This window comes from Plantactinospora sonchi, from assembly GCF_036422035.1.
GTDB classification, from domain to species: Bacteria; Actinomycetota; Actinomycetes; order Mycobacteriales; family Micromonosporaceae; genus Plantactinospora; species Plantactinospora sonchi.
Window position 1 is genome coordinate 335,979 of sequence record NZ_JAZGQK010000007.1, and the last position, 26,049, is coordinate 362,027.

At 72.5% G+C, this 26,049-nt stretch carries 13 protein-coding genes; 8 read left to right on the plus strand and 5 right to left on the minus strand.

Annotated elements, in window-relative coordinates:
- The first annotated feature begins 72 nt into the window (after positions 1-72).
- From V1633_RS10710 to V1633_RS10720, 3 genes are all read left to right on the plus strand, one after another.
- Positions 73-4,362: a GH92 family glycosyl hydrolase gene (locus V1633_RS10710; RefSeq protein ID WP_331214076.1), complete on the plus strand. Its 4,290-nt coding sequence runs from the start codon at positions 73-75 to the stop codon at positions 4,360-4,362.
- Between the two features lie 326 nt (positions 4,363-4,688).
- A complete protein-coding gene (locus V1633_RS10715; protein WP_331214077.1) occupies positions 4,689-6,530 on the plus strand; it encodes a dynamin family protein in 1,842 nt (613 codons plus the stop codon).
- On the plus strand, positions 6,527-8,023 hold the full coding sequence (locus tag V1633_RS10720; RefSeq protein WP_331214078.1) for a dynamin family protein: 1,497 nt from the start codon (positions 6,527-6,529) through the stop codon (positions 8,021-8,023). The genes V1633_RS10715 and V1633_RS10720 overlap by 4 nt, the downstream gene beginning before the upstream one ends.
- Positions 8,024-8,056: 33 nt before the next feature.
- On the opposite strand, the gene V1633_RS10725 is transcribed toward V1633_RS10720, so the two are convergent.
- From V1633_RS10725 to V1633_RS10735, 3 genes are all read right to left on the minus strand, one after another.
- Entirely contained in the window at positions 8,057-11,005 is a 2,949-nt protein-coding gene (locus tag V1633_RS10725) for an Hsp70 family protein (RefSeq protein ID WP_331214079.1), read from the minus strand.
- 142 nt (positions 11,006-11,147) lie between these two features.
- Positions 11,148-12,203, minus strand: a complete 1,056-nt coding sequence (locus V1633_RS10730) for a COG1470 family protein (protein WP_331214080.1) — start codon at positions 12,201-12,203, stop codon at positions 11,148-11,150.
- 43 nt (positions 12,204-12,246) lie between these two features.
- Positions 12,247-13,917, minus strand: coding sequence for a transglycosylase SLT domain-containing protein (locus V1633_RS10735; RefSeq protein ID WP_331214081.1), 1,671 nt, complete (start codon positions 13,915-13,917; stop codon positions 12,247-12,249).
- 32 nt (positions 13,918-13,949) lie between these two features.
- Here V1633_RS10735 and V1633_RS10740 point away from each other — a divergent pair, with 32 nt between their 5' ends.
- From V1633_RS10740 to V1633_RS10750, 3 genes are read left to right on the plus strand one after another with little or no spacing between them, the layout of a single operon-like run.
- Positions 13,950-14,570: a response regulator transcription factor gene (locus tag V1633_RS10740; RefSeq protein ID WP_331214082.1), complete on the plus strand. Its 621-nt coding sequence runs from the start codon at positions 13,950-13,952 to the stop codon at positions 14,568-14,570.
- Between the two features lie 4 nt (positions 14,571-14,574).
- Complete coding sequence (locus tag V1633_RS10745) at positions 14,575-16,644, plus strand: ATP-binding protein (RefSeq protein WP_331214083.1); 2,070 nt, start codon at positions 14,575-14,577, stop codon at positions 16,642-16,644.
- The gene (locus V1633_RS10750) at positions 16,625-17,248 is read left to right on the plus strand and encodes a DUF4255 domain-containing protein (protein ID WP_331214084.1); all 624 of its coding nucleotides are present in this window, start codon (positions 16,625-16,627) and stop codon (positions 17,246-17,248) included. Before V1633_RS10745 ends, V1633_RS10750 begins: the two co-directional genes overlap by 20 nt.
- A gap of 106 nt (positions 17,249-17,354) precedes the next feature.
- Here V1633_RS10750 and V1633_RS10755 read toward each other — a convergent pair whose 3' ends face one another.
- Entirely contained in the window at positions 17,355-19,814 is a 2,460-nt protein-coding gene (locus V1633_RS10755) for an Hsp70 family protein (RefSeq protein WP_331214085.1), read from the minus strand.
- A 122-nt stretch (positions 19,815-19,936) separates the two neighbouring features.
- A complete protein-coding gene (locus V1633_RS10760) occupies positions 19,937-23,899 on the minus strand; it encodes an eCIS core domain-containing protein (RefSeq protein ID WP_331214086.1) in 3,963 nt (1,320 codons plus the stop codon).
- A gap of 186 nt (positions 23,900-24,085) precedes the next feature.
- On the opposite strand from V1633_RS10760, the gene V1633_RS10765 reads away from it, so the two are divergent.
- Both V1633_RS10765 and V1633_RS10770 read left to right on the plus strand, forming a co-directional pair.
- Positions 24,086-24,418 (plus strand): hypothetical protein, encoded by a 333-nt coding sequence (locus V1633_RS10765; RefSeq protein WP_331214087.1) that lies wholly within the window; start codon positions 24,086-24,088, stop codon positions 24,416-24,418.
- Between the two features lie 18 nt (positions 24,419-24,436).
- Positions 24,437-26,032 carry a phage tail sheath family protein gene (locus V1633_RS10770; protein WP_331214088.1) on the plus strand — a complete coding sequence of 532 codons (1,596 nt, stop codon included), beginning with the start codon at positions 24,437-24,439 and terminating at the stop codon, positions 26,030-26,032.
- The last annotated feature ends 17 nt before the right edge of the window (positions 26,033-26,049 follow it).

Below are 26,049 nucleotides of genomic sequence, written 5' to 3' on the forward strand. Positions count from 1 at the left end.
CACCCCGGGTTAGGTTGATCTTCGCCGTCCGGGTGTGCCCCGTACACCCGAACCACCCCCATGGAGACGTTCATGATCCTGTCCAGACGCGCCCTACCCGTGGCGCTCACCGTCGTGATCGGACTGGTGGTACCCACCGGGCCGCTCCCGGCCTCGGCCGCGGCTGCGGCCGGCACCGAGTTCCACTCCTCGTTCGAGCCGGGTGACCCCCAGCCGACCTGGACCAACAGCGCCGACGTCGACACCACCGGCGCCAAGCGGATGTCCGGCGTGACCGGCAGTCCCGGCATCCCGGGCAACCTCACCGACCGGGTGACCGAGGTCGTCGGCAGTGGCGAGAACCCGCCGAGCGAAACCGCCGCGCGGGTCGTCGACCAGAACTTCAGCACGAAGTGGCTGGTCTTCGCCTCGTCCGGCTGGATCCGGGTACGCCTCGACGAGCCGGCCGCGATCGTGCACTACGCGCTCACCTCGGCCAACGACGCGGCGGAGCGGGACCCGAAGGACTGGACCCTGCAGGGCTCGGCCGACGGGGAGAACTGGACCACCCTCGACAGCCGTACCGGGCAGGAGTTCGACGAGCGCTTCCAGACCCGGGAGTACCGGTTCGAGAACGACACCGCGTACCCGTACTACCGGCTCAACGTCACCGCGGTGCGCAGTGGGAGCATCATCCAGCTGGCCGAGCTGCAACTCTCCGCCGGTGGCACCAGCCTGCCGCCGGCCACCGACATGCGCAGCTTCATCAGCGGCGGTCCGGTCAACGGGCCGACCATGAAGCCGAACGTCGGCTGGACCGGGCACAACACCCTGCAGTACTCCGGCGGGCAAACCGTCGACGGGCGCGGATACGCGTACAACCGGGTCTTCGACGTCGACCTGACGATCACCCCGGAGACCGAGCTGTCGTACCTGCTCTTCCCGGAGCTGAGCGCACAGGACCTGGACTACCCGAGCACGTACGCGGCGGTCGACCTGGCCTTCGACGACGGCACGTACCTCAGTGACCTGGGCGCCGTCGACCAGGACGGGTTCGGGTTGAATCCGCGGGCGCAGGGGGCGTCCAAGTCGCTCCACGCCGACCAGTGGAACCTGAAGCGGTCCCGGATCGGCGCGGTCGCGGCCGGCAGGCGCGCGGTCCGGATCCTGGTGGGATACGACAGCGACACCGGCAAGGGCCTCTTCAACGGCTGGCTGGACGACGTCCGGATCACCGCGAACCCGGCCCGGCCGAACCACACCCGCCCCTCCGACCACGTGCTGACCACTCGGGGCACCAACTCCAGCAGCGGCTTCTCCCGGGGCAACAACATCCCGGCGACCGCGGTCCCGCACGGGTTCAACTTCTGGACCCCGATGACCGACGCCGGCTCCACCGACTGGCTGTACCGCTACCAGCAGGCGAACAACGCCGACAACCGGCCGGCGATCCAGGCGTTCACGGCCAGCCACGAGCCGAGCCCGTGGATGGGGGACCGGCAGACCTTCCAGGTGATGCCGTCGGTCGCGACCGGGGTGCCGAACGCCAACCGGTCTGCCCGGGCACTGTCCTTCCAGCACGCCAACGAGACCGCCCGGGCCCACTACTACGGGGTGACCTTCGACAACGGGCTGGTCACCGAGATCGCGCCGACCGACCACGCGGCGATGTTCCGGTTCACCTTCCCCGGTGACCGGGGCAACCTGATCTTCGACAACGTCAACAACAACGGTGGCCTCACCCTCGGCGAGAACGGCCAGCTCACCGGCTACACCGACGTCCGCAGCGGGCTGTCCAACGGTGCCACCCGGATGTTCGTCTACGGCGTGGTCGACCGGCCGGTGGTCGCCAGCGGCCGGCTCAGCGGCGGTGGCGGGGCCAACGTCACCGGCTACCTGGCCTTCGACACCAGCCAGAGCCGGCAGGTGCACCTGCGGCTCGCCACCTCGCTGATCTCCGTCGAGCAGGCGCGCCGCAACCTCGCCCTGGAGATCGCCGAGACCGACACCTTCGACGCGGTCCGGGACCGGGCGCAGCGGCTCTGGGACGACAAGCTGCGGGTGATCGAGGTGGAGGGCGCCACCGGGGACCAGCTGACCACCCTCTACTCCAACCTCTACCGGCTCTTCCTCTACCCGAACTCGGCGCACGAGAACGTCGGCACCGCCGAGGCGCCGGTGTGGCGGCACGCGGTGCAGTCGTCCACCTCGAACTCGATCCCGGCCGGTACCACGCCGACCGAGACCGGCGCCGAGGTGGCCGACGGCAAGGTGTACGTCAACAACGGCTTCTGGGACACGTACCGCACCACCTCTTCGGCGTACACGCTGTTCAGCCCGACCATGGCCGGTGAACTGGTGGACGGGTTCGTACAGCAGTACCGCGACGGCGGCTGGGTCTCCCGCTGGTCGTCACCCGGGTACGCCAACCTGATGACCGGGACCAGCTCGGACGTCTCCTTCGCCGACGCGTACGTCAAGGGCGTCCGTAACTTCGACGTGAAGGCCGCCTACCGGGCGGCGGTACGCAACGCGACGGTGGCCCCGCCGGGCAGCAACCCGAACAACACCAACGTGGGCCGCAAGGGGCTGCAGACCTCGATCTTCACCGGCTACACGGCGTCGGCGGTCTCCGAGGGCGTCTCCTGGGCGCTGGAGGGCTACATCAACGACTTCGGGATCGCCAACATGGCCGCGGCGTTGGCCGAGGACCCGGCGACCCCGGAGGCAGAGCGGGACGGCTACCGGTCCGACGCGGAGTACTTCCGCAACCGGGCGCAGAACTACGTGCACATGTTCGACCCGAACGTCGAGTTCTTCCAGGGCCGGGACGCGGACGGGAAGTGGAAGTCCGACCCGGACTCCTTCGACCCGCGGGTCTGGGGCCACGAGCACGACTACACCGAGACGAACGCCTGGAACTTCGCCTTCCACGTACCACAGGACGGTCAGGGCCTGGCCAACCTCTACGGCGGGCGGGAAAAGCTCGCCGAGAAGCTGGACGAGTTCTTCGCCACCCCGGAGACGGCGCAGTTCCCGGGCTCGTACAACGGGACCATCCACGAGATGATCGAGGCCCGCGACGTCCGGATGGGCATGTGGGGCTTCAGCAACCAGGTGTCGCACCACATCCCGTGGATGTACAACTACGTCGGCCAACCGGCGAAAACCCAGGCCAAGGTCCGGGAGGTGCTGTCCCGGATGTACCTCGGCAGCGAGATCGGCCAGGGCTACGCCGGTGACGAGGACAACGGCGAGACCTCGGCCTGGTACCTGTTCAGCGCGCTTGGCTTCTACCCGCTCCAGGTCGGCAGCACGAACTACGTGATCGGCTCGCCGTTGTTCCGCAAGGCCACCGTACACCTGGAGAACGGCCGGGACATCGTGGTCAACGCCCCGGACAACAGTGCCGGCAACGTCTACGTACAGTCGCTGACCGTCGACGGCGTGCCGTACGACAGGACGTGGCTCTCGCACGCGGACCTGGCCGACGGCGCGGTCCTGGACTTCCGGATGGGCCCGACCCCGTCCGCCTGGGGAACCGGGGCGGCGAGCCTGCCGGTCTCGCTGACCGCACCCGGCGCACCGGCCCGGCCGCTGGCCGACATCACGGTCAAGGGCGGTCCGGCGGCACTGACCGACAACACCTCGGGCACCGAGGCGACGCTGGACGCTCCGGTCACCTGGGCGGTCACCGGTACGCCGGAGCGGGTCACCCGGTACACCCTCACCTCCGGCACCGACGCGGACGCCGATCCGGTTGCCTGGCGGCTTCTCGGCTCGTACGACGGAAAGAAGTGGACGGTGGTGGACAACCGGGAGGACCAGGAGTTCACCTGGCGCAAGCAGACCCGGTCGTTCAGCGTCGCCCGCCCGGGCCGCTACGGGCACTACCGCCTCGAGGTCGTCCGGCCGACCGGCGAGACGACGATGGCCGAGGTCGAACTGCTGGCCAACCCCTCGCCGGAGTGCACGTCGACGGTGACCGGGCGGCGCACCGGCCCGCTGACCGTCTCCTCCGGGGTGGTCTGCCTGGACGGGGCCACCGTCAACGGCCCGGTGACGGTCCGGGCCGGTGCCGCGCTGTACGTCGACGGCGGAAGCATCAGCGGACCGGTGGCGGCCACCGGGGCGGCGGCGGTCGTACTGCGGGACGTCGCGATCGGCGGTCCGGTCTCGGTCACCGGCACGACCGGCGAGGTCGGCATCGAGTCGGCGGAGATCGGCGGTCCGGTGAGCCTGACCGGCAACGCCGGCCCGCTGGTCGCGGCGAGCAGCATCGGCGGGCCGCTGGCCTGCGCGGTGAACAACCCGGCCCCGGTCGGCAACGGCCTGGCCAACGTCGTAGCCGGTCCGGCCACCGGGCAGTGCGGCGCGATGTGACCGACCGACCTCTGTCACCTGAGTGGACGGTGACGGCTCGCCGTCACCGCCGGGAACTGTGACGGCACCCCGTCACCCGTACGGTCGCTGACGGCACCCCGTCACCGACATCCGACCGTGGGGGCGTCCGGCCGACCGCCGGGCGCCCCCACGGCGTCCGCGGCCGTCCGTTCGGACGGTCGCCGGCACCGGCCGTGTCCGGAACACGCACCTTTCCCCACCGGCTTGTCGTCGCGCCGTAGGCTGATCCCAGCTACTGCCTCGGCCCTCACCGGCCCCGATCGGTAGGTGGAGAGGATGGCGTCACGCGTGGTACGGAGACGGCCGTGACTGCGGTGGCCCGGCCGCCCGGCGACACCGTCCAGAGCGGCCCGGGTCGGGGTGTCGCCGTCCTCCGGGCACTCGACGACCTTGACCGGGTACGCGTGCTGGCCGCCGCCTCGGACCGGCCCGACCTGGCCGCCCGGCTCGACCAGGCCCGGTCCCGGCTGCTCGCCGAGGACGTACCGGTCGCCGTGGTGGGGGAGTTCAAGCAGGGCAAGAGCACACTGATCAACGCCCTGCTCCGGACCGACGTCTGTCCGGTCGACTCCGACATCGTCACCGCTGTCCCGACGATCGTCCGGTACGGCGTACCGCCCTCCGTCGTCGCCCACCCGGAACCGGGCGACGACGTCATGGAACCGACCCGGATCGAGGTCCCGTTCGACCGGCTGCGGGACTACGTCACCGAGGCCGGCGACACCGGGATACGGCTGCGCTCGGTCGAGGTCCGGCTGGACCGGCTGCTGCTGCGCCGCGGACTCTCCTTCATCGACACCCCAGGGGTCGGCGGGCTGGACTCCGCCCAGGGCAACCTCACCCTCGGCGCGTTGCCGCTGGCCCGGGCCGCCCTGTTCGTCACCGACGCGGGCGCCGAACTAACCGCGCCGGAGCTGGCCTTCCTGACCCGTACGGTCGAACGCTGCCCCCGGGTCGTCTGCGTGGTCACCAAGACCGACCTGCACGCCGAGTGGCGCCGGATCGTCGAACTCAACCGGGGACACCTGGCCCGGGCCGGCCTGTCGCTGCCGGTGGTACCGGTCTCGTCCTTCCTGCGGCTGCGCGCGTCCGCCCGGGGGAGTACGTCCCTCAACACCGAGTCCGGCTTCCCCCGCCTGCTCGACCTGCTCCGCCGGGACATCCTGGCCGGCGCGGAGGCGACCACGGTGCGGGCGACCCGGCAGGAGATCACCTTCGCGGTCACCGAACTGCGTCGGCAGATCGGGGCGGAACGCGCGGTCGCGAAGGATCCGGAGCAGGAGCCGGTGCTCGCCGAACGCCTCGCCGAGCAGACCCGGCGCGGCCAGCACCTGACCGAGCGGTCGGCCTCCTGGCAGACCGCGCTCAACGACGGCATCCAGGATCTCGGCTCCGACGTCGACCACGACCTGCGGGAACGGCTGCGCGGCATGCTGCGCCGGGGCGAGGAACTGCTGGACAACGAGGACCCGAAGGACAACTGGCGGGACTTCGAGGCCTGGGCCGGCAAGGAGGCGGCGGCGGTCGCCGTCGACAACCTGTTCACCCTCGTCTCCCGTACCGAGCAGCTCGCCCGGGACGTCGCCGACCGCTTCGACCTGGAGTACGAGGGCCTCGATCTCGACCTGCCCGCACCGGCCGCCGCACTGGCCAAGGTCGGGGTGCTGGACATTCGCTTCGAACGTTCCTCCATGCGACAGTTTCTCGGTGCCTTCACCGCCGCCCGGCTGGCGTACGGCGGAATGTTCATGGCCGGCGCGTTCGGCAGCCTGCTGGGGCTGACCATCGCCGCCCCGATCGGCGTCGCCGTCGGCATGACGCTGGGGCGCAAACTGGTGCGGGACGAGCGGGAACGGCAGCTCGCGTACCGCCGTCAGCAGGCCAAGCAGGAGCTGCGACGGTACGTCGACGAGGTGGGCTTCGTGCTCGGCAAGGACTGCCGGGACGCGATCCGCCGTACCCAGCGCTTCCTGCGCGACGAGTTCGCCGCCCGCGCCGCGCTCGCCGAGCGTTCGTCCGCCCAGGCGCTGAACGCTGTCCGACAGACCGCGACCCTGCCGGACGACGAGCGGGCCCGGCGCGCGGACCGGCTGGAGGAGCAGTGGCGGGACCTGGGCCGGGTCGCCGAGCGGATCGAGGCGGCGTGACGGACGAGCTGCTGCGTCGGGTACGGAACCTGCTCAACCGGGCCCACCACGAGCTGCCGGACCCGGCGGCCCGCCAGGTGCTGGCCGAGGCGCTGGGCCGGTTGGACGAGCCACTGCGGGTGGCGATCGCCGGCAAACTCAAGGCGGGCAAGTCCACGCTGCTCAACGCGATGGTGGGCGAGGAACTCGCGCCGACCGACGCCGGCGAGTGCACCCGGATCGTCACCTGGTACCGCGACGGTCCGTCGTACCGGGTGCTGCTGCACCTCGTCGACGGCCCGCCCGAGCAGCGGCCGTTCGACCGGGTGTCCGGTGCGGTCCGGGTCGACCTCGGCCGGCCGGTCGAAGAGGTCAGACAACTCACCGTCGAGGTGCCGAGCCGCCGGCTGCGCGAGCACACCCTGATCGACACCCCGGGCATCGCCTCGCTGTCGACGGAGGTGTCGCTGCGGACCCAGATGTTCCTCGCCGCGGACGAGGAGCGGGTCGCGGAGGCCGACGCGGTGGTCTACCTGCTGCGTCACATGCACGGCAGCGACCTGCGGTTCCTGGAGTCGTTCCACGGCGACGAGCTGGCCAGGGGGTCACCGGTCAACGCCGTCGGTGTGCTGTCCCGGGCCGACGAGATCGGCGACTGCCGGTTGGACGCGATGGAGGTGGCCGCCCGGGTCGCCGACCGCTACCAGTCCGACGAGCGGCTGCGCCGACTCTGCCCGATCGTCGTACCGGTGGCCGGGCTGCTCGGCGCGGCCGGCGCGACCCTGCGGGAGGACGAGTTCCAGGCGTTGGCGACGATCGCCGGCTCGCCCCTCGACGACGTACTGGAGCTGCTGCTCACCGCCGACCGGTTCGTCGGCCCGACCAGCGCGGTGCCGGTGGACGGCCCGGCCCGCCGCCGGCTGCTCGCCCGGCTGGGGCTGTTCGGCGTACGCCTGAGCGTGCAGCTGATCCGCGAGGGGACCGTACGGGACGCCGGTGACCTGGTCCGGGAACTCTCCGGGCGGAGCGGACTGGACCGGCTGCGGGAGGTGCTCGCCGCGCAGTTCCTCGGCCGGGCCCGGGTGCTGAAGGCACGGTCCGCGCTGGCCGCGCTCGACACGGTGGTCCGGTCCCGGCGCGCCGACTCCGGCACCGCCGGGCTGATCGCCGAGGCCGAGGAGATCCGTGCCGGCTTCCACGAGTTCGTCGAGGTGCGCCTGCTGCACCTGCTGCGGTCCGGTCGGCTGCCCGGACGTCCGGACCAGCTCGCCGAGATGGACCGACTGCTCGGTGGGGCGGGTGCCGCCGCCGCCGACCGGCTCGGGCTGGCCGCCGACGCGGTACCCGGCCGGCTGGCCGTCGCCGCCGAGGCGGCGCTGGCCCGTTGGCAGCGGGTCGCCGAACATCCGCTCTCGGCCCGGGAACTGCGGACCGCCGCGCGGGCCACGGTCCGCAGCTGTGAGGGGATCCTGGCTGGTCTGCACCGCAGGGGTCCGGACCCGGCCACCCGCTGACCCGGCCGCTGCCGTCCCGCGTGCCGATCATCGTCACCAGGCGGGGTGGCCTTCCCGACGGCCGGGAGTGGTGAGCAGGCGCAGGTCGCGGCCGTCCGGCCGGACGGCGCAGATGGTCGGGCCGTTCAACGGCCCCCGGGTGAAGGCGATCCACTCCCCGTCCGGTGACCAGGTCGGATCCATGTCACGGCCCGGGCCCTCGGTGACCGCGCGGTTGCCGGTGCCGTCGCTGTTCACCAGCCAGATCTGGAACTGGTCGTCCCCGGAAGCCCGGGTGTACGCGATCCGCCGGCCGTCCGGCGACCAGGCCGGGTCCAGGGCGCGGGTGTCGCCGGAGGTGAGCCGCTGCCACTCGGCGCCGGGCTCGGTGGCGGAGAGGAGGTAGAGCTGCGGTTCGCCGTCCCGGGAACTCCACGCGGCGAGTCGGTCACCGGTCGGATCCCAGGCCGGATCGTCCTTGCTGTCGGAGGTGTCGGTCAGCTGGACCGGCGTCGACGTGCCGATCGACAGGACCGCGAGCTGCGGTCTGCGGTCCACCTCCAGGACGAACGCCAGCCGCCGACCGTCCGGCGACCAGGAGACCCGGGTCCCGGCCCGGATCCGTCTGATCACCATGGTGGCGTCGGAGCCGTCCGCGTTCATCGTCCACACCTGCCAGTTGCCCCCGGTACGGCGGGAGAAGGCGAACCGGGTGCGGTCCGGTGACCACTGCGGCAGGATGTCGTACCCGGACTGGGCGAGCGGAAGCCGTTGCCCGGAACCGGGCATCATCTGGTAGATGCCGGATCGGCTCGCCCGGGGCCACTCGCCACCCTCGTCCTGCCGGAAGAGGATCGGTCGGTCGGCGGGGAAGGGACCCTGGCCGGCCGGTGACGAACTCGGCGAGCCGGCACCGGTCGGGATGACCTGCGCGGGGCCCTCCTCGCCGCGGTCACGCGTGGCGAGCAGGGCAGCGGCCGTACCGGCGCCGGCCAGCGCGACCACGGCGGGAATGCCGATCAGCAGCAGCCGGCGGCGCAGCAGCGGCGACCCGGCCGGCGGGTCCCCGGCGACGGTGGAACCGGACGGTCCGGTGGTCGGTCCGTTCGGGCCCGGTGCCGCGTCCGGCGCCGATGGCAGGGCTGCCGGCATTGCCGGCGGCAGAGCCAGCGGCATCGACGGTGGCGGCGGGATGGCGCCGGTTCCCGGTACCGGTGGTGGCGGCGGAAACATCCCCGTTCCCGGTACCGGTGGTGGCGGTGGGATGGGGCCGGTTCTCGGTACGGGTGGTGGTGGCGGGATGGGGCCGGTTCTCGGTACGGGTGGTGGTGGCGGGATGGGGCCGGTTCTCGGTACCGGTGGTGGTGGCGGGATGGGGCCGGTTCTCGGTACCGGTGGTGGTGGCGGGATCGTGCCGGCTCCCGCTGTGCCCGGCAGTGCGGGTGACGGTGGGAGGGTGCCCGGTCCCGCGCCTGCTGTCCCTGCGGGTGGCGGTGGCGGGGCATTCGCGTCCCGCACCGGTGGTGGCGGCGGAAACGTCCCCGTTCTCGGTACCGGTGGTGGTGGCGGGATGGGGCCGGTTCTCGGTACCGGTGGCGGCGGCGGAAACGTCCCCGGTACCGACGATGCCGGTGGGGAGGGTCTGACCTGCTCCGCGGGTCGGGACTGCTCGCCGGCCGGCGCCGGCGACACCGTCGGTACCGAGGCGACGCCGATGATCGGGGCCGGCCGGCCCGTCGTCCTCCGCTGGCCCGCCGGGTTCGGTGCGCCCGCCGGGTTCGGTGCGTCCGCGGTACCCGGTTCGCCTGCCGGGTTCGGTGCGTCCGCCCGGCTCGCCGGGCCTGTCCGGCGCTTCGCCTCCGGCGGCACCGGCGCACCCCTTGACGGGACCGCCTGACGCGGTGGCCCGCTGCCGTTGCCGTTGCCCGGTCCCTCGACCAGGGCGGCCACCCCGGCGACCCGGGCCGCGCCGAGAGCGATGCTGTGTTCCGGATGCGGGTCGAGTACGACCGGGCGGCCGAACTCGGTGCCGAGCAGTTGCCCGACCAGCGGAATGCGGGACGAGCCACCAGCGAGCAGGATCGACCGGACCTCCTCGGGACCGACCCCGGCCGACCGCAGCGCCCGGCGCATCGCGCCCAGCGTGTCGGAGAGCGCCGGCCCGATCATCGCCTCGAACTCGGAACGGTTGAGGCGTACCCGGGTGTGCAGGCCGGGCAGGGCGACCGGGATCATCACCTCGGTGTCGAAGGTCAGCGACTCCTTCGCCTCGACGCAGTCCCGGCGCAGCCGGCTCAGTGCCGTGGTCGCCGCCTCGTCGTCCGGGTCGAGCCCGTCCAGGTGGTTGCCGAGAGTCGCCACGACATGGCCGAAAACCGCCTCGTCGAAGTCGATCCCGCCCAGCTGCTCGATTCCTTCCGGCTGGCCGAGCAGGATGAATCCGGTTGCCGTCTTGCGCAGCACGGCGGCGTCGAAGGTGCCACCGCCGAGGTCGTAGACGGCGACGACCTCGCCCGGCTGGACCCGTTCACCGGCGGCGTACTGGATGGCGGCCGCCTCCGGCTCCGACCGGAGGGTCACCCGCTCCAGGTCCGCGAGCTGGATCGCCTGGTCGAGAAGCTCCCGCTTGTACGGGCCCCAGTTGGCCGGATGGGTCACCGTCACGTCGTCCGGCGGCCCGTCCTGGAGCCGCCCGACGATCGCGTACACCTCCTTGAGCAGCCGGGCGGTGAGCGCGTGTGCCGAGTACGGCGACCCACCGACCAGGATCGGTACCGGGTCACCCACCCGGCGCTTGAACTCCCGGGCCAACCGTCCCGACTCGCCGGCGCCGCGTCGTTCGGCGGCCTCGCCGACCAGGACCGCACCGTCGGGGCGGACGAAGACCAGGGACGGAATCTCCGGACGTCGGCCACCCAGCCGGACCACCTCGACCCGGTCGCTCTCCCGCACCGCCGCCGCCGTGTACGTGGTGCCGAGGTCAACACCGAGCCCGTAGCCCACGGACCCCCTCCTGCGGTCGGCTGGACATCGTGCCCACCGTAGGTGCCGGGGTGGGGGATGGAAATAGCCGTACGGGCGGCCAGAGGTGCACGGTCCACGGGCGCCGTCCCGGTCACGACAGGTCCGGCCGGAGTCGATCCGGTCAGGGCACGACGTCGCACTTCGGTGCCACGGCCCGGTACCGGTCGCAGTAGGCGCGGGTCGCCTCGACGGTGCCGAGGCCGTCCTGCAGCAGCACCCAGAGCCCGCCCTGCCCGTCGGCGACCTGGTCGGAGGTGGTGCTGTCGACCAGGCGTACCGGCATTCCGGCGGCGGCGAGTCGGGCCAGGGTGGCGTCGGCGGCGGCCCGCCCGTCCGTACCGCCCCGCTGCGGGAAGACGTCGACCAGCGCGTACGGCCGGCTGACCGGAGCAGGGGGCGGCGCGGTGGACCCGGTTGACGTCCGCCCGGGCAGGTCGACCCGTCCCCCGACCACCACGGCGGTCGCGGCCAGCAGCACCAGCAGCACCGTGCCGAGCACGGCGGCGGGCCGGCGGCCGAGCCGGGGCGGTGCGAGGTCGTCCTCCTCCGCCGTCGCGACCGGCGGCGCACCGTCACCGGCCTTGATGTCGTGGCAGGTCACCGCGAGGACGTACCGGGTCTGCGAACCGATCAGCGCGCTCCGTGGGCGGACCCGCACCCGTGCCGTACCGGTCCCGCCGGGAGGCAGTTCGACCACCGTCGGTTCGACGGTGACCTGACCCGGCGGGTCCAGCCGGGTATCGAGCCGCAGGGCCAGGCTGGTGGTGTCGAGGTTGGCCAGGGCGAGAGAGAACGGGACCGTGCCCCGGCGGGCCGGCTCCCGGGACAGGGTCGCCTCCAGCCGTCGTGCCGCGGTGACCGTGACCAGGCCGGTGGCCCGACCGACCGGCACGCCGTGGCGCGAGTCGTCGGCGCGCACCGTGAACGGCAGCACCGTCGCGGCCGGCGGTACGTCGGCCGGCGGATGGAAGCCGACGTCGACCGTACCGCCGTCACCCGGGGCCAGGGTCAGCGTCGGCGCGTCGATCCGGGCCCACGAGCCGGCCCGGCTCGGCTGCACGGTCAACCGCACCGGGAGCGGGGTGGCGGAGCGGTTGCGTACCTCGACCCGGACCTGGGCCGGCACACCCGGCACCAGGGCGACGGGCGCCTGCGGGAGGATGATTTCCAGATCCATCGACGATGTCCCTCCTCGCGCCGGCCGGATGGTCCGACGGCGGTCAGCCGAGCGGGGTGGTGGAGCCGAGCGGACCGGTCGGAGCGGCGGTACCCGGGACCGGGGTGAACGGCCCGGCGGTCGCGGGGTCCGCGGTGCCCGGACCGGTCGGGGTGAGCGGGGTGACCCGGGCGTCCAGCGGGTTCGAGTCGCTCTGGTACTCGAGTGCGTCGCCGAAGCCGTCCGCGTCGCTGTCGGCCAGCCGGGAGTCGAGGCCGAGCACCCGCTCCAGGTTGTCGTCCAGCCCGTCCCGGTCGGCGTCGAGCTGGTCGGCGGCGAAGCTGCCGTCCAGGTGACCGTCGGAGTCGCTGTCCGGCGAGGTGGGGTCGAGCCCACGGGCGAGTTCGAACGCGTCGTTGAGCCGGTCACCGTCCGAGTCGGCCTTGCGGGGATCGGTGCCCGCGGTGACCAGCTCGTAGCTGTCGGAAAGATTGTCGCCGTCGGTGTCGGTGCGCAGCGGGTCCAGGCCGAGCCGTCGTTCCAGCGCGTCGGTCAGGGCGTCCTGGTCGGTGTCGGCGCCGCCGAGTTCCGGCGGTGCGTCGACCGGCGGCGGTGGCGGCGGGGATGGCGGGGGCGTCGGTGGGGTCGCCGGGGTGCGCGGAGTGGCGGTGCCGTCGGAGATGCCGGGCACCAGCGCCGCGTAGGTGAACCGGTTGCCGGCCTTGAACTCGCCGACGTCGTTGACCGGGTTCTGCGCCTCGACGGTGCGGCCGTTGCCGAGGCTGATCGCCACGTGCGCCCCGGGGGTACGGCCGTCGCCGGGGCGGGGCTCGCGGTCGAAGTGGAACAGCAGGGCGCCGGGCGTGTCCTTGGCCTGCTCCACCGGGATCAGCAGACCACGTCGCTTGAGTTCGAGATACTGCGCGGTGGCCCCGTCCGTGATCGTCACGCCCGCCTGGTGCGCCGCCCACTGCACCAGTTCGGAACAGTCGAAGGTGTCCGGATCGCGGTCCTTGAGCTTGGCCTCGGCGCCGAAGACGTACTCGTCGCCCACCTGGTTGCGGGCCGCCTCCAGGAACCGGTCGAGGGCCGGGTTGTCGCCCGGGGCCCCGTCGGCGGGACGCTCGGCGGCCAGGGACGTCGGTGGGGCACCCGGCGCCGGCTCCGCCGTCGGCGCGTCGGCTGCCACCCGGTCGCGGTAGCCGCGGGTGCCGCTCCACATCCCGTGGCCCGTACCGTCGCCGTACGCGACGGCGGCCCGCTCCGCCTCGTCCCGGTAACGCAGGTACCGGGCGCTGCTGCCGCCGTGGGTGACGGTCCACGGGGATACGTCGCCGCCGTGCCGGGAGACCTCGTACGCGGCCCGGGCGTTCTGCAGCGGATCGTAGAGGTCGTACCGCCGGGCCAGCTCCGGGTGCACCCGTGCGTTGATCTGCCACAGTCCCCGGGAATCCTCCCCGTAGGGATTGTGCGCCCGACTGTTGCCGCCCGATTCGGCCAGAGCGATGGCGGTCATTGTGGCAGATTCGTCCGGATTGAAACCGGCCCGGCGGGCGAAACCGTATATCTGCTCCGCAGAGTACCTGGGCATGGCACGAGCGTAGGACCCCGGCACCAGCGGGAAAAGCCGGTGAACGGTGACTATCCGACGTGCGATCGGCCACTTCGGACGGATATCCGACAGGCGGGCCGGACGATTGGGTACTGGTCGAAAGATCGGGCCGGACCGCATCATGATGCAGCGGACAGGCCGGGGGGTGGGATCGGATGCAGCCGCAGAAACCACCGTCGTTATGGGTCGACAACAATCACGCCATTGTGCGCCGGGGCATGGTCGCCTGCCTGCAGCAGGCCGGGTTCGTGATTCGGGGCGAGAGCGCCGGGTTGGCCCCCACGCCCGTCGTCGGTCGGCTCGACGTACTGCTCTTCGAGTCGGAAGGTACCGCGCTGCGCCGCGCCGTACGACTCGTGGCCGGCTCGCCGACCCGGCTCGTCGCCACCGTCCGGATCGCCAGCGAGCAGCAGGTCCGGGAGATCGTCGACGCGGGTGTCGCAGCCGTGCTGCCACACGACGGGCTCACCCCGGAGTCCCTGGTCGCCAACGTGCGCGCGGTGGTGGCGGGTGCGGTGACGCTCCCCGGCGACCTGCTCGTCCGGCTGCTGACGCACGTCACCCGGACCGCCAGTCTCGGCCCGGCCGCGCTCAACGCCCGGGAACGGTCCGTGCTGCGGCTGCTCGCCGAGGGCCTGGACACCAGGGGCATCGCCGAGGACCTCCGCTTCTCGGAGCGGACCGTCAAGAACGTCGTGCACGACGTACTGACCAAGCTGAACTGCCGGACCCGCGCGCAGGCGGTCGCCCTCGCGACGCGGGAGGGCACGATCTGATCCGATGACCGGGCACCCCGACGCCGCCACCGTGCTGGCCGACCTCCTGCTGCAGCGGGAGGCGCTGGTCTGCCGGCTGGCCGAGGGCCGGCCACCACGCGACTTCGCCGGCATGTACGTCGGTCCCGAGGACCTGGACCGGATCCTGACCTCTCTGCCAGGGCTGGACGGGCCGACCCCGCTGTTGACCGCGGAGGTCCGGAAACGGACCGATCCGGACCTGAAGCGGGCCCGGGCCGAGTTTCTGTCCATGCTGGACGGTGACGTCCCGCTCGCCGTGCTGACCCGTACCGCCGGGCTGGCCGTGCCGGACGCCGAGGTGCTGGCCGTGCTCGCCGCGGTCGAGACCAGCCCGGCCCGGCAGCGGCTGGTCGCCTACGTCCAGGATTCGGTACAGCAGCCGCTGCTGACCGTCGCCACGCTCGCCCGGATCTTCGCCGACCCGGACCATCCGGCGGACCGCTGCGTGGCCCCCGGGTCGCCGCTGCGTCGGGCCGAACTCGTCGAGGTTGCCGCCGACGGACCGTGGGCGACCCGGAGCTGCGGGCTGCCGGCCCGGGTCGTCTGGCATCTGCGGGGCGACGGTTCGGCCGACGCCGGCCTGCCACCCGGGTCGGCACGTCTCCCGGCATCCCGTCAGCGGACCACCACCGCCGGTGCTGGTGCCGGGACGCCGGGTGGCGGCGGTTCCCCGGCCGGTGCTCCCGCCGGGGCGGCGGGGGTGAACGGCACCGCCGTCGGTACCGGGGTGGGTGGGTCGGCGGGCCCGGGGTTGCTGCTGGTGCACGGTGGCGACCGGGAGAGCCGCCGGCGGACGGTCGAGCGCCACTGGCCGGACCAGGGCCGACTGATCTGCCCGATGCCGGAGACCGGCTTGCAGTGGGCTGCGGTGGTGCGCGAGGCGACGCTCGGCGACCTCGTTGTCGTACTCCAGTCGACCGCCGCGCCCGACGCGGCCGGCGCCGACGTGATGGTCCGGAGCACCCACCTGAACTGGGCGCTCTCCTCGCCCGGGGAGTTGCCGCTCGAGTCGGTGCCGGCCCGCCCGTGGCGGGAGATCCGGGTGGCCAGCGGCGAGGCCGGTCCGGAGGACTGGCGGGAAGTGCTCGGCACGGAACCGGATCCGGCCTACCGGCTCACCCGGGGACAGCTCCGGCTGGTCGCCGCCGCCCGGCAGGACACCACCGGCCCGCTCGGTCCGGCGGTCCGCCGGCTCGCCGGCGGATACCTGGACCGGTTGGCGGTCCGGATCCGGCCCCGCCGAGGTTGGGACGACCTGGTGCTGCCCGGCGACGACCTGCGGCAACTGCGGGAGCTGGCCGCCCGGCACCGCCGGCGGGGCACGGTGTACGGCGACTGGCGGTTCCCGCCGGTGCCGTCGACCGGGGTCGTCGCCCTCTTCTCCGGAGCCTCCGGCACCGGCAAGACCCTGGCCGCCGAGGTGGTCGCCGGTGACCTCGGTCTCGACCTGTACAAGGTGGACCTGGCCTCGGTGGTCAGCAAGTACATCGGCGAGACGGAGAAGAACCTGGAGCGGATCTTCGTCGCGGCCGGCGCCGGCGACCTGGTCCTCTTCTTCGACGAGGCGGACGCCCTGTTCGGCAAGCGTTCCGAGGTCTCCGACGCCCGTGACCGGTACGCCAACATCGAGGTGGCGTACCTGCTGCAGCGGTTGGAGAGCTACGACGGTCTGGTTGTCCTCGCCACCAACCTGCAACGCAACATCGACCAGGCGTTCCTGCGCCGGATCTCGGTCGCCGTCGACTTCGTCCTGCCCGAGGAACCGCAGCGGCGGGCGATCTGGGCGCGGTCGTTCCCGCCGACCGCTCCGGTCGCCGACCTCGACCTGGACTTCGTCGCCCGACAGTTCAAGATCTCCGGGGGACTGATCCACAACGCCGCGCTCGGCGCCGCCTTCCTCGCCGCCGAGGAGGGGGACGTCATCACCATGCGGCACGTCATCCTCGCGATCAAACGCGAGTTCCAGAAGCTCGGCCGACTGCGTACCGAGGCGGAGTTCGAGCGCTACTTCGAGCTGGTGAATCGAGACGCCGATGCTGCACCAACTCGATGAGTCGATCGAGGTGTTCCTCCGGGCCGCGGTGCCACTGCCGGCGCGCGACGTGGACGTCGCGTTCGACGCGCCGGACGGGGACTGGGCGGCGCGGGTCTCCCGACCCACGGTGAACCTCTACCTCTGGGACGTACGCCCCAACCTCGACGAACGCTACTTCGGCGAGGAACTCGTCGAGGACGACGACGGCCGGCGGTACCGGCGGGACCCGCTGCCCCGGGTGGACTGCCGCTACCTGGTGACCGCCTGGACGACGGAGGTACGGGACGAGCACTCCCTGCTCGGCTCGGTGCTGGCCGCGCTGCTGCTGCATCCGGAGATCACCGCCGAGCATCTTCGGGGGGTACTGGCCGCCGTCCGGCCACTGCCGTCGCTGAGCCTGCGTGGCGGCGACGGGTCGGAGAACTCCGACTTCTGGTCCGCGCTCGGCGGGCAGCTCAAGCCCGGACTCGACCTCGTCGTCACGGCGACGGTGGACGCCGCCGCCATGGTCGCGGTCGGTCCCGAGGTGGCCGGCGTCGACGTCCGCGCCGTCCCCGATCTGCGCCCACCACAGGTCGACGAGTCGAGGTCGGGGGAGTCGCGGGCCGGCGCCGACGGCTGACGGCGGGTGTCGTGACGCTGCTGGTGCCGCCGGTCCGGTCCGGCTCGGCGGCTTGTGCGGCTCGACAGTTCGTCCGGCTCGGCGGCGACGGCTGACCGGGCCGGGGTCAGCCGCCCGGGGCGGCGTCGGGCGCAAGGCTGGGTGGGGTGGGCGGGGTGGAGGGCGCGGTCCACCTGGTGACCGTGATGGTGACCCGGGTGCCCCGGTTGACCCGCTCACCCGCGTGGGGATGCTGTGCGGTGACCCGGTCCGCCTCGTCCATCGTGGCGTCGACGTACTCGACGACCGGCCTGAGCCCGGCGTGTTCCAGCGCGTCGCGGGCCTGGTGCTCTGACCAGCCGAGCACGTCGGGCACGGTCGTCCGGGCCGGCGGGGTGGTCCGGGGTGGCGTGGTGTTCCGGCCCTTGGAGACGCTGACCTCGACCAGCGAACCGGGCTCCACGACCGTGCCAGACGGCGGATCCACCTCGATCACCTGACCGGCGGGCGCGGAGTCGGCCACGTCGACCCGTTTGACCTCCAGGTTCTTCTCCTCCAGCGCGGCCTTCACCGCCGTGAAGGAGTCGCCGACGAGTTCGTCGGGAACCCTCAGTTCCGGGCTGTCGCCGCAGACCCGGAGGGTGACCCGGCTCTGCCGGTCGGCGGTGCCGCCGCCGGGCGGGTCCTGGTCGGTGACCGTACCCGGCGCGCAGCTCCCGGTCGGCTCCGCCGAACTCTCCAGCGGGCTCAGACCGGCGGCGGCCAGCTCGGCGGCGGCCTGAGCCTTCGGCTTGCCGACGACGTTCGGCACCGTCACCGGCGAACCCGTTCCCGCGCCGGTCGGGTTCCGTTCTCCGCCGGAGTCGGGCGACAGTACGAGCGCACCGATGACCACCAGCAGGATCAGCACGCCGAGACCGCCGAGCGCGGGCACCGCCCAGCGGGGTAGGCGTCGCCACCCACCCCCGCCGGCCCGGGCCGGGACCGGTGGGGCCTGGCCGGTCCACCCCGGCGTCGGCCGACCACCGCCGGGATGCGGCGGTACGGCCACCCGGGCCAGGACGGAGGTCCGGTCCGGATCCGTCACCGGTACGGCCGCGACCGGCTCGCCGGTCACGGCCCGCCCCGGCGCGAAACGCGGCTCGCCCGGCGGTCGCTGCTGCGACGTGCCGGGTCCGGCGGCCGGGGAGACCGGCGGCGTGCCGCCGTCCGGACCGGGCGGGCCCCCACCCGGGGCGGCGGTGACCGGGGCGCCGGGGTGCCGGGCATGACCGGCCGCGGCCGGCGAGGTCGGGACCGGTGCGCCGACCGGGGAAACTGACCCCGGAGGACCGGTCGGGGGAGTCGGGACCGGTGCTCCGGTCGTCGGGCCGGCCGCCGGCGGGAAATTGGGCGGGGGCGTCGGCACCGGTGACCCGGTCGACGGGAGAGTCGGCGCCCGGCTCCCGGGCGCAGCGGGTGTCGTCGGGCGGGCGGTCGCCCGTACCGGTGCGGTGGAGCCGGTCACCGGCCCGGCGCTCGAGCCGGCCGCCGAGCCGGTCAACCGGGCGGCACCGAGCGCGATGGTGTGTTCCGGCTGCGGATCGAGTACGACCGGCCGACCGAACGCCGTACCGAGCAGTTGGCTGACCAGCGGGATCCGCGACGAACCGCCGGCGAGCAGCACCGAGCGCAGCTGCTCGGGTGCCACCGAGGCGGAACGCAGTGCCCGGCGCAGCGCGTTCACCGTGTCGGTCAGCGCCGGGCTGACCATCGCCTCGAACTCGGACCGGTTGAGGCGTACCCGGGTGTGCAGGCCGGGCAGGGCGACCGGGATCAGCACCTCGGTGTCGTCGGAGAGCCCCTCCTTCGCCTCGATGCAGTCCCGCCGCAGCCGGCCCAGCGCCGCCGTGGTCTCCTCGTCCTCCGGGTCGAGGCCGTCGAGGGTACTGCCCAGCGTGCCCAGCACGTGCCCGAGAACGGCCTCGTCGAAGTCGATCCCGCCGAGCTGCTCGATCCCCTCCGGCTCGCCGAGCAGTTCGAAACCGGTCGCGGTCTTGCGCAACACCGCCGCGTCGAAGGTGCCGCCGCCCAGGTCGTAGACGGCGACGATCTCGCCGGGCCGGACCCGGTCGCCGGCGGCGTACTGCACGGCGGCCGCCTCCGGCTCGGTCCGCAGCTCGACCCGGTCCAAGTCGGCGAGGCGTACCGCCTGGCGGAGCAGGTCGACCTTGAACGAACCCCAGTTGGCGGGGTGGGTCAGGGTGACGGAGGTGGGAGCCTCCTCCCGTCCCGCGACGACCGTCGAGTGGACCTCCTTCAACAGCCGGGCCAGCAGGGCGTGTGCCGAGTACGGCGCACCGGCGACCAGGATCGGCACCGGGTCGCCGACCCGGCGCTTGAACTCCCGGGCGAGCCGGCCCGGCTCGGCACCACCCCGGCGCTCGGCGGGCTCGCCGACCAGCACCTCGCCGTCGTCACGGACGAAGACCAGGGAGGGGATCTCCGGACGCCGGCTGCCGAGTCGTACGACCTCGACGGCGCCGTCGACCCGGACCGCGGCCGCGGTGTAGGTGGTACCGAGGTCGACACCGAGTCCGTACCCCATGGACGCTCCCACCGCCGTCCGGACAGTCAACCTTCAACGTACGACGCCCGCGCACCGCGCCGACAGGGGCGGACGGGCGGACAGACGGGCAGCTCGACCGCCCGCCGACCGTCCTGACCCGGCTACTCCCCGGGGCCCCGGAACCGCTCGCCGATCATCTGGGGGTCCGCCAACCGCTCGTCCTCACTGCCCTTACTGCTGTTCCGCCCACGAGGCATGATCTCGGGCAGTTCGGAGTCGCCGCCGGTGCGGTACCAGTCGCGCCGTTCCGGCTGGGTCATGTTGACGCCCTCGGTCTTGAAGTGCACGACGACGGCCGGGGTGTGGTCGACCGTCGCCTCGCCCGGGCCGTCCGGCCGGTTGACGTAGTAGCTGCCCCGCCACATCCACCGGCGCTCCTCCGGTGGCTTGGTCAGGTCCTCGGCCGGCGTGCTCTCCGCCACCACCCGGGCCAGGTGCGCCTCGACCGCCGCGGTGTAGTCCGTCGGGTAGAACACCCTCCGCCACCTGCCGCCCCGGCAGAGCTCCGGCAGCAGGCTGTACCCGTTCCCCTCCACCTGGGCGTACCGCGAGCCGTGGTTCCCGCCGGTGAACGGCTTGACGACGGTGTACGCCCCGGACATGCTCTGCACGAACTCCCGGAGCGGGATCAGCCGTTCGGGTTCCGACCCCGGGTTGTTCCGGTGCCGGCTTTCGATGCCGGTGTCGAACCGGCACCTGACCCAGTAGCGGGGGGCGATCCCTTCCCGCGTGTCGATCCCGTCGACGGTCGCTGGGTACTCCATGTTGTTCGTGCGCGCCCGGACCATGACCCGGGTCCCCATCAGCGCCTGCACCACCAGGATGTCTGCCCGCTCCTCGGGCGTGGCGCCGGCGAACCCGCCGAGCAGCGACGGATCGGACTTCACCAGTTCGACCATCTGGTGGACCACCCGCCGGCGGTCGGCGTCGGCGCCGGTCGGCGGCAGTCCCCGGTACTCGATGTACAGGTCGCGCAGCCGGTCGACGTTCGACACCGGCTGCGGGTCGGAGGCGAGCATCAGGGCGCCGCCGGGACCCGCGTAGATCGAGTGCGGCTCGCCGTCGACGGTGAAGTTCTCCCGGAGCTGCGCGGTCTCCGGCTGCTGCGGGTCGGTCGCACCGGCCGGTCCGATGCCGAGCGCGGCGAGGGCGGCCTGGCCGAGGCGTTTGGCCTGTTCGAAGAGCCAGGTGAGGGCCTGGTCGACCAGTTCACGCAGCCCTTGGATGATCTCGACGACCTTCTCCGGTACGTTGCCGAGCCCGACCTGGTTGGCGAGGAAGCCGATCGCCACCGGGATCGCGTTCGCCAGTCCCCGTTCGACCTTGGCGGCGCCGGGCGCGATGTTGCCGGCGGCGACGGCGGCAATGGTCGTCACGTAGTCGTTGACGATCTCCAGGATGTCGCGCAGGTACTCGATCGCCGACTGGATCGCGTTGAAGAACGCGATCATGCTGTTGACCACGGCCATGATGCCGGTCGGATCCAGCATCGAGAGGAGTTTGGCGGTGACCTTCTCGACGATCTGGGTGACGATCCAGTCCTTCGCCATGTTCAGCAGGGTGTCCCAGAGGTTGCCGAGCTGGTTCTCGACGTGCCGCCAGATCGCGGCGACGCCGCCCTCCTGGACATCCTTGATGAAGCTCCAGACCCCGGTCAGGGTGTCGATCGCGCCGCGGATCTTCGCGACGTTCTCCTCGCCGATCTGCTCGCCGAGCTTGCGCCACAGCAGCTCGCCGGTGATCCCGAGAACCTGGAGCACCAGCTCCAGGATCGACCTGAGCGAGTAGTCCGGCGGCCGGGTGATGCCGAGCTGGCCGAGGCCGCGGAACAGCCAGGACGCGAGGCCGTCGAGCAGGTACGACAGCACATGGTCGAAGAAGCCGGCGAGCCCCGCCTTCAGCGCCGACAGCATGTTCACCAGGAAGCCGACCGGATCCCGCTGGATGTCGTCGATCGCCTGCATCGCGTTGCTGACGATGCTGCCGAGCAGGTCCGACGGGAAGTTCATCAGCCTGAGGATCAGTTCGATGACGACCTTCATGACCTCGACGACAAATTCCACGATCCGGGTCAGCGGCTCACCGAACCTCTCCAGCACCCGTACGAACGCGGCGATCGGGTTGAGCAGGTCCTCCAGCGTCAGCGAGTTCCAGACGCCGAGGAACGTGTTGGTGATCAGGTCGAGCGAGATGCCGAGCCGGGACATCGCGCCCTCGATCCGGGTCCCCGCCTCGGCGATCACCCCCGCCTCCGCGAGCTGCTGGTACGTCGCCTCGCCGTTCGGCAGCAGGGCGATGAAACCGCCGATCAGGTTCGCGGCCGTACGCGGCACCGTCTCGTGGGTGAACGGGTTCTCCCCGAGGATGACGGTGAGCAGTCGGAAACCGGGCAGCTTGTGTGCCTCGCCGCTGAGCCAGCCGAGCAGCGCGTCCTTGATGATCCGCAGCACCGCCGCGATGACGTCGGTGGCGAAGGCGCCGACCCGCCGCACCAGCCCGATCGCGTCCCGGGCCAGTCTCTCGAGGTTCTGCGGCAGATTCGCGATGTTCTCCGGCTGGATGGCCGCCCAGCCGGCCTCGAACAGCGCGCCGAGTTCGGAGATCAGCGACAGGAACCGGGCGATCTGGGTGTCGAGCCAGTCCGCGGTCCGCTGCAGGGTGCCGCGCTCCCGCATCTGGTCGAGGGTGTCCTGCTTGCCGATCAGGGTGAGGAAGTCGCCGAGGATCTCGACCGTGGTCGCCTCGACCGGGGTGCCGCGCAGCGGGTCGTGGTGGATGACCTTCGTGGCCAGCGCCCAGACCGGGGTGTCCGCCAGGTACGTCTCGGCCAGCCCGACGGCCGCCTCGCGGATCAGCCGGAGCACCGTGTCGACAAGTGACCGGGCGAAGGCGAGGGCGTCGGCGTAGATCGCGCCGACGTAGCGGGCGATGATCGCGGCGTTGCCGTCGAAACCCTCGAGAACGTCGAGCTCGTCCCAGGCCCGGTCGATGTCCGCGCTGATCCGGGCCAGTGTCAGGTTGTGCTCGGTCAGGCCCTGGTCGACCAGGGCGAAGGCGTCCTGCAGGATCTCCAGCTCCAGCAGCTGGTCGGCGATGTGGTTGCCGAACGGCACCAGCCCGATCACGCCTCGGACCAGGTTCTCCGGACTGCGTTCGACGGTCCGGTCGTCGATCGGGTCGTACCCGGCGACAACCGTGAGCATGTCGTATCCGGGCAGGTCGCGGGCGTACGTCCGGACGGCGTCGACGATGAAGTCGGGCAGCAGGCTGTCCGACGAGCGGTGCACCAGGTCCCGGTAGACGTTGACCGCCTGCTGCTGCACGACGTGGGTGGCCTCGTGCGCCATCAGCGCGACGTCGTGCGGTGACTCGCCGGGGCCGAGGAAGATGTGGTTGCCGAAGGTGAACGCCCGCGCGCCCAGCTGGGCGGCCGCCTCCTGTGCCGCCGGACCGGTGTGCAGTTGCACCCCACCGAGCGGCACGCCGAGGTGTGACTCGATCCGGTCGCGGACGTCCGGCGGCAGCGGCTCGCCCGCTCCCGGCTCCCGGATCAGCGACTCCAGGGCGGGGGAGATGTCCGGCCCCGTACCGTCGCCGGCCGTCCCGTCGGCGGCGGGGGCGACCGGTGCCCGTGCCGCCGTCAGGGTCCGGGTCGGTTGGTAGGCGCCGGGCCCGGCGCTCACCCGGGCGGCCATCGCGTCGGCCTCCCGTTCCATCGGGTCGCCCGGTTGACTGACCGAGAGTTTCCGCTGCGGGCCGCCGACACCGAACCGGCCCAGCGCACCGCCGCCGCCGGCGGAGAGCAGCGGAAGACCGACCCCGCCCCCGGCCGGGTCACCGCCGACGCCGCCGGCGACCAGGCGGCGCACCGCCGCGTTCCCGCCGGAGGAGACCGGTGGGCGGTTTGCGGGTACCCGTTTGGCCTGGACGGTCACCGTCGCCGTGGCATGCCGGGAGACCGGCGCGGCGGCCGGCGCGTCCTCGTGGCCGAGTTGCTTCACCCCGGGCGGCCCGTCGGCACGGCGGGCGTGGCCCGCGCCGCACACTCCCGCATCGGCACGCACCTCCACGGTGGACGCTCACCGGCCGGCGTATCGGTCGGTCCCGCTCCGTTCCAGCATCGACCGGGGTCGGGCCGGCGGCAAGCATCCGTACGGCCGGTGCACGTTCGACTGCCCGCCTGCACCTTCCGACAGAGGCGGCCGGGGCACACGCTCGTCGGTGTGATCCCCGGGCCGGTGGAGGTGACCATGACCCGCGTGCTGATGGGCGACTTCGGCGCCCTGCACCGCCTCGGATTCGAGGAGATTCTCCGGGTCGACGGCATCGAACTGGTACGGGCCAGCGCCGCCGACGTGGTCGGCGGCCTGGTCGAGGCGCTGCCCGACGTCATCGTGCTCGACCTCGACCAGAGCGACACCCCGGACCTCGTCCAGCGGATCGTGCACGACTTCCCGACCGTCAAGGTCGTGGCCTGCTCGTCCGAGCAGCCGATGATGCGCGTCTTCCCGCCGTTGCACTACGGCGAGTCCTACACCAGCGATCTCGACCCCGCGCTGTTGACCAGCGCGATCCAGGCCTGACAGCGAGGAGTGGTACCCGTGGCCGCGTCCTACGGAGCACCGGGCGTCTACATCGAGGAGCAGCCCAGCGGCTCGATGCCGATCGAGGGGGTCGGCACCGCCGTGGCGGCGTTCGTCGGCTTCACCGAGAAGTACGACGCCGAGCAGGGCGATCCGACCGACCCGGACGGCGTGAAGCCGCAGCTGGTCACGAGCTGGCCCCAGTACGAGCGGATCTACGGCGGTTTCGTCGCGGGCGCGATGCTGCCGCACGCCGTCCGGGGCTTCTTCGAGAACGGCGGCAGCACCTGCTACGTGGTCCGGATCCCGGGCGGCAACGGGGCGAACGGCAACGGCCGGTTGACCCTGCCCTCGGCGAACCGTCCGGAGGTGGGCAGCCTGGAGGTCTCGGTGCTGCGTCCCGGCGCCCGGGTCGAGGTGGAGGTGGTCGCGCCCGGTACCGACGGCGGGGACGGCGGGCCGGACTACACCCTGCGGGTGTACGAGGACGGCACGCTGCGCGAGGAGATCGGCGGCCTGCAGTTCACCGGCAAGACGCCGCGCACCCTGGAGCGGACCGTCAACGAGCGGTCCGAGTACGTCCGGGTGGAGGTACGGCCGGCGCAGGGCGTGCCGCTGACCGACCGGGCGCCGGTGCCCGGGCGGTACGCGGTGGAGACGCCGCCACCGGTGACCTCCGGGGTGACCCCGGCCGACCTGGAGGGTTCGGTCGCCGAGCGGACCGGTTACCAGGGGCTGGCGATCGCCGACAACGTGACGATCGTGGCGATCCCGGATCTGGTCACGGTCACCCGGGGCGAGGACGGCAGCCTCGACGAGGAGACCTACCTGGCGGTGCAGAAGCAGCTCGTCGACTGGTGCGAGGCGGGTCGTACCCGGATGGCGGTGCTGGACGTGCCACCGGGGCTGAACGCCACCCGGGCGCTGGAGTGGCGGTCCCGGCTGGGCCGCGACTCGGCCTTCGCCGCGCTCTACTACCCGAACCTGGTGGTGACGAATCCGCTGGCCCGGCCGGGCGCGACCAACGGGGAGCGGTTCCTCACCGTCCCGGCCGGCGGCCACGTCGCCGGTGTCTGGGCCCGTACCGACGGGGCGCGCGGGGTGTGGAAGGCACCGGCCAACGAGGCGGTACGCGGCATCGTCCGGCTGGAGACCGAGGTGACCACCGGCGAGCAGGATCTGCTCAACCCCGAGGGAATCAACTGCATCCGGTCGTTCGGCAGCTACGGCACGAAGATCTGGGGTGCCCGCACCCTCGCCAAGACCGACCCGAGCTGGCGGTACGTCAACGTCCGACGGTTGTTCAACTACATCGAGGAGTCGATCCGTCGAGGTACCCAGTGGGCGGTCTTCGAGCCGAACGACCGCGACCTGTGGGAGCGGGTGAAGCGCAACATCTCCTCGTTCCTGCGCGGCCTGTGGATGCAGGGTGCGCTCGTCGGTACCACGGCCGACCAGGCGTTTTTTGTCCTCTGCGACGAGAGCAACAACCCGAGCTCCTCGGTCGACGAGGGGCGCCTGGTCGTCGAGGTCGGCATCGCGCCGGTGAAGCCGGCCGAGTTCGTGATCTTCCGGGTCAGCCAGTGGCAGGGCGGCGGCGCGACCAGCGAGTGACCGGTCGGGTCCGGCGC

Excerpts from the sequence above, each read along its gene's own strand:
- V1633_RS10710 (WP_331214076.1), top strand. The coding sequence starts at position 73 with ATGATCCTGTCCAGACGCGCCCTACCCGTGGCGCTCACCGTCGTGATC.
- V1633_RS10730 (WP_331214080.1), bottom strand. The coding sequence starts at position 12,203 with ATGGATCTGGAAATCATCCTCCCGCAGGCGCCCGTCGCCCTGGTGCCG.
- V1633_RS10735 (WP_331214081.1), bottom strand. The coding sequence starts at position 13,917 with ATGATGCGGTCCGGCCCGATCTTTCGACCAGTACCCAATCGTCCGGCC.
- V1633_RS10740 (WP_331214082.1), top strand. The coding sequence starts at position 13,950 with ATGCAGCCGCAGAAACCACCGTCGTTATGGGTCGACAACAATCACGCC.
- V1633_RS10745 (WP_331214083.1), top strand. The coding sequence starts at position 14,575 with ATGACCGGGCACCCCGACGCCGCCACCGTGCTGGCCGACCTCCTGCTG.
- V1633_RS10750 (WP_331214084.1), top strand. The coding sequence starts at position 16,625 with ATGCTGCACCAACTCGATGAGTCGATCGAGGTGTTCCTCCGGGCCGCG.
- V1633_RS10755 (WP_331214085.1), bottom strand. The coding sequence starts at position 19,814 with ATGGGGTACGGACTCGGTGTCGACCTCGGTACCACCTACACCGCGGCC.
- V1633_RS10765 (WP_331214087.1), top strand. The coding sequence starts at position 24,086 with ATGACCCGCGTGCTGATGGGCGACTTCGGCGCCCTGCACCGCCTCGGA.